This is a genomic window from Dehalococcoidales bacterium (assembly GCA_041656115.1).
Lineage (GTDB): Bacteria > Chloroflexota > Dehalococcoidia > Dehalococcoidales > UBA5627 > UBA5627.
This window is the reverse complement of the sequence record JBBAED010000002.1, coordinates 1-14,435: the sequence shown is the minus strand read 5'-3', so window position 1 is coordinate 14,435 and position 14,435 is coordinate 1. Positions and strand designations below refer to the sequence as shown.

At 44.6% G+C, this 14,435-nt stretch carries 13 protein-coding genes; 6 read left to right on the top strand and 7 right to left on the bottom strand.

Features of this window, described 5'->3' with window-relative positions:
* Positions 1 to 13 precede the first annotated feature (13 nt).
* From WC958_01335 to WC958_01310, 6 genes are read left to right on the top strand one after another with little or no spacing between them, the layout of a single operon-like run.
* Positions 14 to 1,975 (top strand): AMP-binding protein, encoded by a 1,962-nt coding sequence (locus WC958_01335; protein MFA5628898.1) that lies wholly within the window; start codon positions 14 to 16, stop codon positions 1,973 to 1,975.
* Positions 1,975 to 2,859, top strand: a complete 885-nt coding sequence (locus tag WC958_01330) for a branched-chain amino acid ABC transporter permease (GenBank protein ID MFA5628897.1) — start codon at positions 1,975 to 1,977, stop codon at positions 2,857 to 2,859. Before WC958_01335 ends, WC958_01330 begins: the two co-directional genes overlap by 1 nt.
* Positions 2,860 to 2,861: 2 nt before the next feature.
* Positions 2,862 to 3,920, top strand: coding sequence for a branched-chain amino acid ABC transporter permease (locus tag WC958_01325; GenBank protein ID MFA5628896.1), 1,059 nt, complete (start codon positions 2,862 to 2,864; stop codon positions 3,918 to 3,920).
* Positions 3,921 to 3,950: 30 nt separating this feature from the next.
* Positions 3,951 to 5,240 (top strand): ABC transporter substrate-binding protein, encoded by a 1,290-nt coding sequence (locus WC958_01320; GenBank protein ID MFA5628895.1) that lies wholly within the window; start codon positions 3,951 to 3,953, stop codon positions 5,238 to 5,240.
* A gap of 44 nt (positions 5,241 to 5,284) precedes the next feature.
* Entirely contained in the window at positions 5,285 to 6,076 is a 792-nt protein-coding gene (locus WC958_01315; GenBank protein MFA5628894.1) for an ABC transporter ATP-binding protein, read from the top strand.
* Positions 6,067 to 7,359, top strand: coding sequence for a phenylacetate--CoA ligase family protein (locus tag WC958_01310; protein ID MFA5628893.1), 1,293 nt, complete (start codon positions 6,067 to 6,069; stop codon positions 7,357 to 7,359). The genes WC958_01315 and WC958_01310 overlap by 10 nt, the downstream gene beginning before the upstream one ends.
* A gap of 830 nt (positions 7,360 to 8,189) precedes the next feature.
* On the opposite strand, the gene WC958_01305 is transcribed toward WC958_01310, so the two are convergent.
* The 7 genes from WC958_01305 to WC958_01275 all read right to left on the bottom strand — a co-directional run.
* On the bottom strand, positions 8,190 to 9,017 hold the full coding sequence (locus WC958_01305; protein ID MFA5628892.1) for an ABC transporter ATP-binding protein: 828 nt from the start codon (positions 9,015 to 9,017) through the stop codon (positions 8,190 to 8,192).
* Between the two features lie 2 nt (positions 9,018 to 9,019).
* Positions 9,020 to 9,256 carry a hypothetical protein gene (locus WC958_01300; GenBank protein MFA5628891.1) on the bottom strand — a complete coding sequence of 79 codons (237 nt, stop codon included), beginning with the start codon at positions 9,254 to 9,256 and terminating at the stop codon, positions 9,020 to 9,022.
* A gap of 79 nt (positions 9,257 to 9,335) precedes the next feature.
* Positions 9,336 to 9,923, bottom strand: a complete 588-nt coding sequence (locus tag WC958_01295) for a flavin reductase family protein (GenBank protein ID MFA5628890.1) — start codon at positions 9,921 to 9,923, stop codon at positions 9,336 to 9,338.
* 32 nt (positions 9,924 to 9,955) lie between these two features.
* The gene (locus WC958_01290; GenBank protein ID MFA5628889.1) at positions 9,956 to 11,509 is read right to left on the bottom strand and encodes a class I adenylate-forming enzyme family protein; all 1,554 of its coding nucleotides are present in this window, start codon (positions 11,507 to 11,509) and stop codon (positions 9,956 to 9,958) included.
* 25 nt (positions 11,510 to 11,534) lie between these two features.
* Complete coding sequence (locus WC958_01285; protein MFA5628888.1) at positions 11,535 to 12,839, bottom strand: TRAP transporter large permease; 1,305 nt, start codon at positions 12,837 to 12,839, stop codon at positions 11,535 to 11,537.
* Positions 12,840 to 13,337: a TRAP transporter small permease gene (locus tag WC958_01280; GenBank protein ID MFA5628887.1), complete on the bottom strand. Its 498-nt coding sequence runs from the start codon at positions 13,335 to 13,337 to the stop codon at positions 12,840 to 12,842.
* A gap of 97 nt (positions 13,338 to 13,434) precedes the next feature.
* Positions 13,435 to 14,435, bottom strand: a 1,001-nt coding sequence (locus WC958_01275; protein ID MFA5628886.1) for a TRAP transporter substrate-binding protein, incomplete at its 5' end; no start/stop codon positions are given.

Genomic DNA, 14,435 nt, shown 5'->3' with positions numbered 1-14,435 from the left:
AGGATTTTTTAAAATGATCAAAAAGAAATGCGGTAAACAGAAAAATAAACACGGTATTGTCGACGGGTACGGTGATTATACAATTCCTCAGCTTATACGCTATAACGCCGAAACCCGAGCTGATTTACCTGCGATGTATATGAAAAGACTGGGGATTTGGCAAGGTTATACTTGGCGGGAGTATTACGATGTTGTTAAATACTTTTCGCTCGGTATGCGCAGTTTAGGGCTTAACAAGGGCGATGTTACCTGCATTATCGGAGACAATGAACCGGAATGGTTCTGGGGGGAATTTGCCGTTCAAGCCGCCGGCGGCGTTGCAACCGGTATTTTTGTTGATTCAGTTCCTTCAGAGGTTGAATATGTTGCCAGGCATTCGGATGCCAGATTCGCTATTGTAAACGACCAGGAACAAGCCGATAAGTTCCTGGAAATCAGGCTTAACCTCCCGCATTTGCAAAAGGTTATCTATTGGGATCCGAAAGGCTTAAAAAACTATAACGATCCGATTTTAATCTCTTTTGCGGATGTTATTAATCTGGGTAAAGAATACGATAAAAATAACCCGAACGCATTTGAGGAGCGTCTTTCGGAGGGTAAATCCGATGAAACTGCATTTATTTATTATACTTCAGGGACAACCGGTCTGCCTAAAGGGGCGTGTTTAAGCCACCGCGCTTTAATTACGACTGCCAAATCGTTCACCGACCGCTATCCCCTAACCGAAAAAGATAATCTGATTTCGAACTTTCCGGCGGCATGGGTCGGCGACAGTTATTTTGCAACCTTGCCTCATATTCTAACCGGCGCCAAACTCAATTTCCCCGAAGAGCCGGAGACAATTGCCGAGGATACGCGTGAAATCGGCCCGAATTTTGTAATTTACGGACCGCGCCAGTGGGAAAGCCTGGTTAGCGAAATTCAAATAAAAATGATTGACGCCCATTGGCTTAAACGCTTTGTTTATCACCTCTGTATGCCGCTTGGTTATAAATTTGCGGATATGAAGCTGGCCGGTAAAACCCCCAATCTGTTCTGGCGGGCTTTATACAGGGTTGCTTATTTCGCCCTTTTCAGGCCGTTAAAAGACAGGCTGGGCTTAAGCCGTGTCCGTTTTGCGGTTACCGGCAGCTCGGTTTTAAGTTTGGATACCTTCAGGTTAATCCATGCGATAGGGATTGAACTGCGCCAAAATTATGCCAGTACCGAAGCCGGTTATATCTCTTCGCATAGCAGTAAAGAAATCCGCTTCGAAAGTGTCGGGAAACCGGCGCGAGGAACCGAGGTGCGTATTACCGACGATGGCGAACTGCTTGTTCGTTCCGATTGCATGTTCACCTGCTATCAAAAAAACCCCGAAAAAACCAAAGAGGTGATGCAAGGCGGTTGGTGCCGTACCGGCGATGCGGTTAACGTTGATGATAAAGGTCATCTGATTTTTATGGATAGGCTTGAGCATATGGGCGAACTAAGCAGCGGTGTTAAATATGCCCCCCAATATATCGAGGGGCGTTTGAGATTCAGCCCTTATATTAAAGATGCAATGGTTATCGGCGGTAAAACCCGTGATTATGTTTCGGCGATTGTTAATATGGATTTTGCAATGGTCGGTAAATGGGCCGAGCGCAATCGTATTCCGTATACCACTTTTGTTGATCTTTCGCAGAGAAATGAGGTTTCCGAATTAATAAAGAAAGATTTACAAAGGGTTAACAGTTACCTGCCCGATGCCTCAAGGGTTGAAAAATTTGTGCTGCTTCATAAAGAATTTGATGCCGATGAGGCAGAGCTAACCCGCACGCGAAAATTACGCAGGGAGTTTATGGAAGAACGCTACAAACAGCTTATCGAAGCAATGTATGAAGACGGCAAAGAGGTAAAGGTGGAAGCGCCGGTTACCTATCGCGACGGGCGGCGCGGTGTTGTTACCACCAGCATTAAGGTTCGAGGACTATCTGAAGGAGCAACAAACTAATGGCTGATTTATTGCAATTCGTTATAACCGGCTTAACTGTGGGTATGGTTTACTCACTGATTGCGATGGGGTTTGTGCTGATTTGGAAATCAAGCGGCGTTGCCAACTTGGCGCTCGGACAGCTTGTGCTGATATCTTCGTGGATTACATATGCCATTCTGGTTCAAATAGGGCTTCCGGTTTGGCTCGGTATACCACTTGTTATTGTGATTGCATTTGCTTTGGGTTGGTTAATCGAAAGGTTCCTTTTGCGGCCGTTAATTGCCCAACCGATTCTCTCCCTGATTGCGGTAACATTGGGGCTGTCGTATTTTTTGGATGGGCTGATTACCTTTATTTGGCCTTGGAGCGTTGATGCGTTGCCGCGGCTTTTCCCCCAAACATCGGTGCATATCGGTCCGGCGGTTATTTCGCAGGAATATTTGTGGGCGGCGATTATTTCCGTATTGCTTTTTACGGCTCTCTCGCTCTATTTCAAATACAGCCGGATGGGGATTGCAATGCGCGCAACCGCCGATGACCAAATGGCGGTTCAAGCTTGCGGGATACCGGTAACTAAAATATTCTCGCGCTCATGGATGCTGGCTTGCGCTATGGCATCAATCGGCGGGATTCTAATGGCAAGTATCGGCGGAATCGGGCATGGCTTAATTGATACCGGAATGAAATCTTTCTCGGTTGTGATACTGGGCGGCCTGGATTCATTCTTGGGGGCAATGATTGCCGGCCCGATTATCGGGTTAGCCGAGAACCTCGGCGGCGGCTATCTTACCGCGCTGACTTGGCCCGGTGTCAGAGAGGTTATTCCGTTTATTATGATTATTTTGGTAATGATGATTAAACCATACGGGTTATTCGGTGAAACCCGTATAGAGAGGATATAGAAGTGTATTTACCTGCCGGAGTAAGAAACCACAGTTATGCCCAAGACATGGCTATTTTTCGCACCAGGACGCAGTGGGCGCTATTGGGGCTGCTTCTCGTGTCCTTATTTGTGCTGCCCATGTTTCTTAGCAACTATTGGTTAAGCGTTTGCAATATTATTGCAATTACAATTATTGCCGCCACCGGTTTGAATATTCTGACCGGTTATTGCGGTCAGTTATCAATCGGCCATGCCGGTTTTATTGCCGTTGGCGGATATACCTCGGCAATTCTTGCGGGACAGCTCGGTCTGCCGTTTTTGGTGTCAATGCTTTGCGGCGGAATAATGGCCGGTTTAATCGGAATGTTATTCGGGCTTCCGTCGCTGCGCGTTAAGGGTTTCTATCTGGCAATAAGCACGATTGCGGCCCAGTTTATTATTATGTGGGTGATTCGAAACTGGTCCGGGGTTACCGGCGGCAATATCGGGCTTGGCGTTCCGAACGCTGAAATATTCGGCTACACCTTTTCTACTCAGTCCAGTAAATACTATTTAATTCTGGTTATTACAATTTTAGTGATATTTTTTGCCAAGAACTTAACCCGAACAAGGCCGGGAAGAGCCTTTGTTGCCATCCGCGATAACGATCTTGCCGCGCAGGTAATGGGAATCAACCTGTTCCGTTATAAATTATTGGCTTTCTTTATCGGATGTTTCTTTGCCGGTATTGCGGGGTCGCTCCTTGCGCATTGTTATTACGGGTTCTTAAACCCTGAGTTCTTTGATTTTAAGGAATCGATTCTGTATGTCGGTATGATAATTATCGGCGGGTTGGGAACATCAATCGGCCCGATACTCGGCGTTATCCTTATTCGCCTGCTTGATAATGTACTATCTTTACAAATTGTGCCGTTCTTGGAAGCGAATGTCACTATTTTATCCTCAGGCTGGGCATCCGGTTTAAAACCGATGATTTTCGGGGCGGTGATAATTCTATTCCTTATTTTAGAACCGAGGGGTTTAGCGCATAGGTGGAACGTATTTAAAACTTCTTATCGGATATGGCCGTTTTCATATTAAAACAAAAAATAAAAAAGGAGGTAGCTTAATATGGAAAACAAGGAATCAACACAGGTTTCAAGAAGAAATTTTATAGCCGGAGCGGGGGCAGCATCTCTATTCTTGTTTATGAGCGGACTTCCTTTACTTTCGACCGCTTGTAATGCCAAAACAGGCACTATAAAAATGGGGCTGACAACCCCCAGTACCGGGGTTGCGGCGGAAAAAGGCAAGGTGCTGGAGCATGGCAATAAAGATGCCATTATGTACGTAAATGAAGAGCTTGGCGGTGCTGGCGGTTATGAGATTGAACTGAAATGGATGGATAACAACTACACCGCCGCCACAATGGTTAGTAACGTCAATAAACTTATGGACGACGGCTGTGTAATGTTCGGCTGTTCGTCTTCGGCAATGATGACGGCGGCAATGACGACCGCTAACCAAAACGGATTCCCGGGGATTGCCGCTTACGGTTCACCGATAATATACAGACCGCCGCAGCATATTTACGGTCAGATGCCGGATTACGGTGATGATTGGGCAGTCTTTGTTCAGTATTATCTTGAAAAGCTGTGGAAAGGCACCGGCAAGCCTAAAATAGCGATGCATATCCTTAATAACTCCACCGGTTACGGCGCTCACGATGCAGCCAGAGCCTTGGCCGAGGAATTAGGGGTAGAGGTTATTATTACCAGAGAGCATTCCGCCAGTACCACTTCCGAAACAACCAGTTTAACGGAAATAAAATCGCTTAAACCCGATATTCTCTATATTTCCAGTACCCCTCAACCGAGTTCAATTATAATTAAGAACGCTATGGAGTTGGGGATGACTTCCGACGGAATGGTAATCGCCTGCGGGCATGCGGCAATGACTAAAGCCCTGGTTGATCTTGCCGGCGCTGATAAATGCGAAGGCGTTTACGGCTTATTCCCGACGGTAAGCTGGAATGATAATGTCCCCGGTATGGCTAAAATGGTTGAATATTGCCAGGCAAACCACCCTGCCGATTACTTAAATATGGAGTATATCACTTCGTGGTGTCAGAGCCTCATAATGGCGAAAATAATTTCGCTTGCGGTGGAAGCAGTTGGTTACGATACACTTGCGGAAGGCGGCCAGAAGGCGTGGCAGGCAATCGAAGAGCACGGCATCAAAGCGCTTAATAACTACACGGTTGAGGGCTTGCAAGGCCCGGTTAGCTACGTTAAAGGCGATAACAGGTTATCCAAATCGCTGCGGGTATTCCAAGTGCAAGGCGGCGAAATTAAAGCGATTTCAGATTGGATTGAAGCGCCTGTTGTCGAATACGAAAAATTTGATTGGTTCGGTAAATAAAAACCGTTTAAATTAAAAATAAAGTTTGGAATGAAAGAATAACAATGCTTAAACTGAACAATATTGAAGTTACATACTTAAACGTTATCCGGGTATTGCACGGGGTATCGTTAACTATTCCGGACGGGGCAATAATAACCTTGCTTGGCGCTAACGGAGCCGGAAAAAGTACAACCCTAAAAGCAATTTCCGGTCTTTTGCACGTTGAAGAGGGAGAAGTAACCGACGGTAGTATCGAATGGGACGGTATCAGAATTGACAAAAAAGGCCCTGAAGATATCGGTAAGCTGGGTATTGTTCAGGCGCTTGAAGGCAGGCGTGTATTCGGTCATTTAACAACCGAGGAAAATCTGTTGGTAGGCGCTTTTAACCGCCGCAACAGAGCCGAAATCAACCGCGATATTGAAATGGTTTACAATTATTTCCCCCGCTTGAGGGATTTGCGCAAAAACGTTGCCGGTTATCTCTCCGGCGGGGAACAACAAATGCTGGTTATCGGCAGAGCAATAATGGCAACACCGAAACTAATGATGTTGGATGAACCCTCCTTGGGGCTTGCGCCGATGCTGGTTGAAGAAATTTACGAAATTATTAAACGCTTTAACGAAGAACAAAAAACGGCGGTTTTGATTGTGGAGCAAAACGTGCGTGTTGCGTTAAGTATTGCGCATTACGGGTACGTTATGGAGAACGGGCGAATTGTGCTTGACGGAGATGCCGATTTTCTGCGAAACAATGAAGATGTTAAAGAGTTTTATATCGGACTTTCGGCAATGGGTGATAAAAAGAGTTATCGCCAGATTAAACATTATAAGAGGCGTAAGAGATGGCTATAAAACCGGAAAATAAGATTGATGAATATTATGATGCAAGAGAGGTTATGACCCCTAATGAAAGGGATATTTATTTTACGCAAAAACTGGCGGAAACAATTAATAACGCTTACCAAAAATCCCCTGCCGCAAAAAAAATAATGGATAGCGCAGGGGTTACACCGGCGCAAATTAAATCTATCAAAGACTTGGAGCTTTTGCCGATTACCCGTAAACCCGATGTTATCGCAATGCAGAAAGCCAACCCTCCCTACGGCGGCTTTTTAACTATTCCGGAGAGTGAAATACAACGGGTCTTTGTATCCCCCGGCCCTGTCTATGAACCGATGCAACACGATACAATTGAATGGTTTGCCGAATCATTTTGGGCTGCCGGGTTTCGTAAAGGTGATATCGCGGCAAATACCTTTACCTATCATCTTTCCCCTGCCGGCATTTTGTGCCACGAGGGGTTAAAAGCCTGCGGCGCAACCGTTATTCCGTTGGGAACGGGCCATACCGAAATCACGGTAAAAACAATATTGGAATTAAAAGCAGACGGTTATGTCGGAACCCCCGGTTTCTTAATGACGGTTATTAAACAGGCTGAAGAAATGGGCTATGATTTCAAAAAAGATTTTTATGTAAAACGCGCTTGGTTTACCGGCGAAATGTTATCTCAATCTGTTAGGCAGATACTGGAAAATGATTATGCTATCGATACATATCAAACGTATGCCGTAACCGAGCCCGGCGGTGCGATTGCCTATGAGTGCCGTTATAAAAACGGTTTGCACCTTATGGATGATTATATTGTTGAGATTGTTAACCCTGTAAACGGGAAACAATTGGCAGACGGAGAACTCGGTGAGGTAGTAGTTACCCCTATACATAACCCCACATGGGGGCTTATTCGTTTTGGTACCGGAGATTTATCTTCGATTGTTAGTGATGCTTGCTCTTGCGGCAGAACCTCTAAAAAACTTACCGGTATTCAAGGCCGAATCGGGGAAGCGGTAAAGGTGAGAGGAATGTTTGTCGTATCCGCTCAGGCTGAAACTGTTTTTAAAGGGTTTAAAGATATTGGGAGATGGCAAATTGCCGTTACCCGTATCGGCGAGCGCGACGAAATAACACTTAATTTGGAATTGCTTGATAATGTTCCCAATAAAAGCGAACTGGCTGTGGAAATCGAGCAGAAGTTTCAGAGTATGTGCTTGGTAAAGCCTGACAGAATTGATTTTGTTCCCGAGGGGACTATCCCCAAAGACAGTAAAACAATTATTGATAAACGTAAATGGGATTAACCATATCCAGCCTACTCTTGTCGACCAAGAAACGTCTTTGCGAGGAGCGAGCGTTAGCGAGCGACGTGGCACTCTCTCAGCAATAGAGCGTGTGTTTTTTTGATTTAATAGAGATTGCTTCGCCTTCCCTTACGGGAATGGTCTCGCAAAGACAATTTTAATAAATACTTTTCACCCCATTTGCCATTGTCCTACTTTGTAACACTGATGTTTTTTCGTTCGCCCTGAGCCTGTCGAAGGGTCCGACGAACGGGAAGAAACGAGAATTACTATTCGGTTGCCGTTATGGTTCGACAGACCCGTGCATTCTGAGCTTGTCGAAGAACACGAACGGCTGATGCTTTTCTTCTTTTGTCATTCTGAGCATAGAGAAGAATCTAGGGGTTGGCGGATAGTACACCATTCGGTAACGGATTTTATGGTAGAGCGACCCCTCTTTTTTGAGTCTGAGGCTGCCTAATAGTCTAAATTTCCCTTCCTCTTAGATCCTTCATTTCATTCAGGATGACAAAGGGAGAAAGACCGGACGACAAAAAAACGTCTTCGCGAGGAGCGAGCCCTCGGCGAGTGACGTGGCAATCTTCTACGAACAGAGTGCATGCCTTTTGATTTATTAGAGATTACTTCGCCTTCCCTGACGGGAATGGTCTCGTAAAGACAAGGGAAAAGAAACGTCTTTGCGAGGAGCGAGCCCGCGGCGAGTGACGTGGCAATCTCCAACAAATTTAATCTATATGAGGTTGCTTCGCTGTGCTTGCAAAGACAAAGAGGATTGCGTTGCTTTCCTAAGTAAGAATGGCTTTCAAGGACAAAACCGACACGTATCCCCTCTACTTCTCCGCCCCCAAATAGGCGGCGATAACATCCGGATTAGAGCTGATTTCCGCAGGCGTACCTTCTGCGATTTTACGGCCAAAGTCCAAAACAACAATTCTATCGGCTAAATCCATAACCACACCCATATCATGTTCGATAAGAACAATGCAATTTACGCCGTCTCTTAGCACCGGAGTATCGGGATATGTTTCTCCCTGTCCTTCAAAAATATCGATAATAAAGCGGGCAATATCCTCTTTTTCTTCGAGGTTCATACCGGCCATCGGTTCATCAAGCAAAAGAACTTTCGGCTCAAGCGCCAATGCCCTGCCTAACTCAACCCTTTTGCGCATACCGTAAGGCAAAGAACCGACCACCTGTTTTCGAATAGCTTCGATTTCCAAAAAGTCGATAATATCTTCAACGGTTTTACGGTGTTTGATTTCTTCCTTATGGGCGGGTCCGAAGTACATAGAGCTGGCAAAGATATTTTGGTTCATCAGAACGTGCCTGGCAGCCATAAGGTTATCCAGTGTGCTTAAGCCGGTGTAAAGCTCAATATTTTGGAACGTACGCGCGAGCCCCATCTTGGCGGCTTTATCAGGGCGGATGTGGGTTATATCCTCCCCGTCAAAAGTGATTGTTCCTTTTTGGGGCTTATAAAAACCGTTTAGACAATTTAATAGGCTGGTTTTACCGGCACCGTTGGGGCCGATAATTGCCAAAATTTCATTTTCTTTGATATCCACGCTAACATCGATTAACGAGCGAACGCCGCCAAACGAAAGCGAAAGATTCTCTGCCCTGATAATCACCTTTTTCTCACTTGTAGGATTATTCACAATTAATCCGCTCTTTCTTCGGCAAATATTTTTTCTTTATATGCAGCGACTCTTTTACAAACCGGCCCGTCACACTTGATTCCGTTCAAAGCCTTCTTTTCTTTAGGGTCGGCGCTTGTTTTAACGAAAAAGTCATAACCGGTGCATCGTGTTTTGCCGTCTTTATAAACTATAATCGTGACTTCATCATTGAGGTCATCACAAAATATTGTTGTTGCCGTTAATTGCCAATCAGTCATCTTTATTGCCTCCGGTAAATTATAACTTATCTACCGTGCTTTAGCTACATTTTAGCCTTAAAATATACGGGAATTTTTACTAATATTGAATGCTTTTGCCTATTTTGTAAGCATCCCCGATTGCTTGACCGTAACCGTAATACTTGGCTTCGGTGCCTCTGGAATAGAGGATAGGCTTGATTTTATCGATATCCGGCTGTCCGCCGGTAAGACAATCTTCCGTAACATGCGTTTCTTCAATACTGCCGATTACAAGTATATGGCTTCCCAAATCAAGTGTGTGGTTAACTTTGCACTCTAAATTAATCGGGCATTGGGCAATCAGCGGGGCATTTTCCGCTTTCCCGTAGAAAAGGTCAAAATTACAGGCTTGTGCTTTATCGACCGTTTCGCCGGAAACAATGCCGCATAAATCAGCCTCCGCTACCAACTCTTCACCGGGGATGTTAACCGAAAAACTGTTGCCGGGTTGAATGCCGTTAATTGTAAAACGCTGGTGGCGGATGGCAACAGTCAACATCGGAGGAGCGCCGCAAGCCATGCCGCCCCATGCCGCTGTCATAAAATTGGGCTTGCCGTTAATCATAACCCCAACCAGAAAAACCGGTGACGGGAAAACAAACTTACTGGGGCCGAATGTTTTTTTGTTAATATTTTTCTTTTCCATAACTTTTATAAATCTCCGTTTCGCGTGTCGCACTATTGCAAATCTTTATATTTTTCTCGCAACTTTACTTTTTCAATTTTACCGGTCGGATTACGCGGTACCTTGCCGAAAACTATTTTGCGCGGGCGCTTGTATTTGGGTAAATTTCCCACGCAATACTCTTCAATTTCTTTGGCGGTAATATCAACATTGGGTTTAGGGTCAATTACGGCAACCGCAATTTCCCCCAGTCTGACATCCGGAATACCGATTAGCGCGGCATCGTAAACCTTGGGATGATAAAGCAAAACCTCTTCCACTTCAATCGGGAAAATATTTTCACCGCCGGTAATAATTAAATCTTTTTTGCGATCGACATACCAAATAAAACCGTCCTCATCTATTTTGGCAAGGTCGCCGGTATGCAGCCAGCCGTCTTTTAAGACCTCGGCGGTTTTTTGCGGGTTCTTGTAATATTCTTTCATAAGCCCCGCACCTCTGATTATTATTTCACCGACAACACCAACCGATAAGTCATTATCTTTATCGTCAACTATACGGACTTCCCACTCGTACCCCGGTATGCCGATTGCGCCAACCTTATGAATGTTTTCTATTCCCAAATGAACACAACCGGGACCGGTGCTTTCGCTAAGCCCGTAATTGGTATCGTAAAGCATATTGGGGAAGTAAGTTTTCCAATGCTTAACTAAACTTTCGGGAACAGGTTGCGCCCCGATATGCATCAGTCGCCATTGATCCAAATTAAAATCCTCTATTTTAAGCTCGCCGCTATCCAACGCCATTAAAATATCCTGCGCCCAGGGAACAAGCAGCCATACAATGGTGCCCTTTTCATTGCTTACGGCATTAAAAATATCAAGCGGTTTGATATCTCGCAGCAAAGTTGCCTTGCTGCCGGAATAGAGGCTGCCAAACCAATGCATTTTGGCGCCGGTATGATATAAAGGAGGAATTAAGATAAAATTATCATCTTTGGTTTGTTTATGATGATTGCTTTCAACAAGTGCGGCGTGCTCCATATTTTTATGAGTAAGCAGTATCGGTTTCGGCTGCCCGGTTGTTCCTGATGTAAAATATAAACCGCAAGGATCATCCGCATTAAGTACGGTTTTTAACGCTTTTGCGGGAGCATCGGCAATAAAGTCGCTCATATCCTGCGCCCATTCGGGGGCATTATCTCCCATGCAAATAAATTCCCGAACGGTTGAGAGTTCGTCTTTTATGCAATCGATTCGGTCGCTAAATTCGGGGCCAAAGATTAAAACTTTGGCTTCCGCAATTTGAGTGCAATATAAAATATCTTCGGAAGTAAACCTGAAATTAAGCGGAACTACCCATGCGCCTGTTCTGATAATACCAAAATAGGCAACCAGCCAGTCGATTGAGTTTAACATCAAGTGAACAACTTTATCGCCCTTGCGAATGCCGATTTTAGAAAGGGCATTCGCTATTTGGTTGGCTTTATCGTCAAATTCCTGCCAAGTAATTTCGCGGCGATAGTTTATGCTCGGTTTTAATTCGATTAAAGCCGTATCATTCGGATATAAATTAGCATTTTTTGCAAGCATATCCGATATGGTCATTATTTTTATTGCCTCCGAAGTATAGTTAATTCAATAGAATGCTTGGTAAGAATGTAGCAATCTTGGGGAAAGTAAGCAGCAGCGCCACGCAAATAATTATTGCAATTAAGAACGGGAAAATCCCCTTAAATATCGTTTCTAAGCTAACGCCTTTGGTAATCCCCTTAATTACATACACATTGATACCGACCGGCGGGGTAATAACCCCCATTTCGGTAACCAGTACAATAATAACACCAAACCAAATCGGATCAAAGTTTAGCGATAATACCAAAGGGTAAATTATCGGAATGGTTAGAGTTATCATCGCCAGGGAATCCATAAACAAACCGCCGATAATATACATTAAAATAATAATTGCCATTACAGCTACGTTTGGCAAACCGAGGTCGGCAATCCATCCCGATAACATGTTTGGGATAGTCGTTACGGCAATGAAATGCCCCAATATAATAGCGCCGGTAACAATAATCATAATTTCGCAGGTTACTTTGACCGTTTCTTTGAGCGCATCTTTAAAGGTTTCCCATGTTAAGTTACGCCTCAAAAGACCGATTAAAAGGGCACCGGCGGCACCAACGGCACCTGCCTGAACGGGGCTGAACCAACCGGCAAAAAGACCACCCATTACTAAAATAAAGAGAAGCATCATCTCGGTAATTCCAAGCATACCGGTGATTTTTTGTTTTAAAGTTGAGGGTTGCCCAGCTGGGGCTAAGGCCGGATTCCTTTTGCATAAAATAATAACAACGGCGAGGAAAAGCAATGTTAATAAAACCCCGGGGAATATCCCGGCAAGGAATAATTTGCCGATGGATTGTTGGGTTAAAATACCGTAAATTATAAAAATGGTACTGGGAGGAATTAAGATTCCCAGGCTTCCCGCTGAAGCAACACTGCCGGTTGCTAAGGAATCATCATATTTATACTTTTTCATTTCGGGAAGGGCCACTTTGCCCATTGCGGCAGCGGTTGCACTGGTTGAGCCGCAAATAGCCGCAAACCCGGCACAAGCCAAAATTGTGGCCATTGCCAGCCCCCCGCGCACTTTTCCAAACAATGTATGGGTGGAAGCATACAATCGGGTGCTGATTCCCGAAGCGGACGCAAGTGTTCCCATTAAAATAAACATGGGGATTACCGTTAACGAATAAGATGAGAAGTTGGTAAAAACATCACGCGCCAGCAGCCCCAAAGCCGCATTGGGGGTTACTAAATAGCCGAATCCGGCAAAGCCGACAAATGCCATCGCAAAACCAACTGGCATCCCCAGCATAAAAAGGACAATTAAAATTACAATTCCTATAATTCCGACTGTAACTGGATCCATCTATTTATTAGCCGCTTTCATAATATTTTTAATCATTTCAAAAAATAAGATTAGGCAAACCGGGATACAACAAAACGCAATGGCATATACAAAGGGGTAAAAAGGAATACGTGATGTCATTGAAACTTCACCGCTGGTTTGCAAAGAGATTCCGTATTTGACGCTCTGCCACGCCAAGAGGGAAAAAAGAATCAAGCTTAATAATGATGTAAATGCCCCGCAAATGGCTCCGGCACGTTTTGGCAAACGCATAATAAAAAATTCAACTTGAATGTTAGCATGTTCCGCTTGAGTATACGCCATCCCGAAAGCGGTAATAATAACTCCCACAAAGGCAACAATTTCAATACCGCCCGGGAGCGGAGAGTTAAATATTTTGATACCGATTATATCAACAACGGTAACTGCCAGCATTAAAACAGCGCCCGCGCCGCCAACCCATACCAACCAACCGCTAAGTAACTTAGCCCATTTTTCCAATCGTTCTATTGTGGTCATAATAAGTTACAGAAACCTTCCTGCCCATGCTTATTTCGTTAAACACAGGCAGGAATATCTGACATTTCGCCTTTAAAAATTATTTGTGTCCGGAATTTTACGTCAGAGGGAGCACATTTGCTTCAACCCACGCAACGCTTTCTTCCAGTGACGGTGATTTATCGCTCCAGTAATTTACCCTGTCGAGTAAATACTGCTCATATTCGTTTCCTGATAAACCGCTTGCATTTAAGGTATTAACGTGTTCATTAACAAGCGGAGAAACGGCGTCAACCCATTTGGATACTTCGTCTTCATCAACTTCGATAACTTCTCGTCCGCCGCCAAGCTCAAGGAAATAATCCATGGCAACTTTGTCGTAGTAATCCCAGACCTTGCCATGCATTTCAATCCATTCTTCGCTGACTTCGGTAAATATATTTTGGATATCTTTAGACATTTTATTCCATTTTTCTTTGTTGATGACAACATACATATCGGTAGTATAACCGAGTTGATAACAGTTAGTTACGTATTTGGTAACCTCGGCATGATTCCAGCCTTTGAGGGTTTCTCTGGGGGTATAACTGCCTTTTACCACACCTTTGGATAAAAGTTCATAGGTTTCACCCTGAGAAGCGCCGTAAGCGACGGCACCGAGAGCCTGTACAATCTTGGCTCCGACACCCGTAGCTCTAAGTATAAGGTCTTTAAAGTCTTCCAATTTTCTCACAGCCTTGTCCTTGGTAATTACAACACCCGGGCCGTGAGCATGCAAATACAGCGGATGTGTATCATCCAATTCTTTTGGTTTAAATTTATTGTAGTAATCATTGGCAACCTTTGTTGCCACCCAACCGTTGGGGTATTTATGCGGTAAATCTACCAGTTCGTTTACCGGAAAACGTCCGACATTGTATGAAAAACAGGACATTCCGATATCGGAAATGCCGTTAACAACACCGTCGTAGATACCGGCTGCGGGAGTAAGGTTTCCGCCGGGGAAATACTCGATTTTGACCTGCCCGTCGGTCCTTCTTTCGATTTCTTTAATCCAGGCTTGCGCCAGAATAGAATTAAGGTGAGTTGGAGGGAAAAAGTTACTGTAGGTTAATTTAA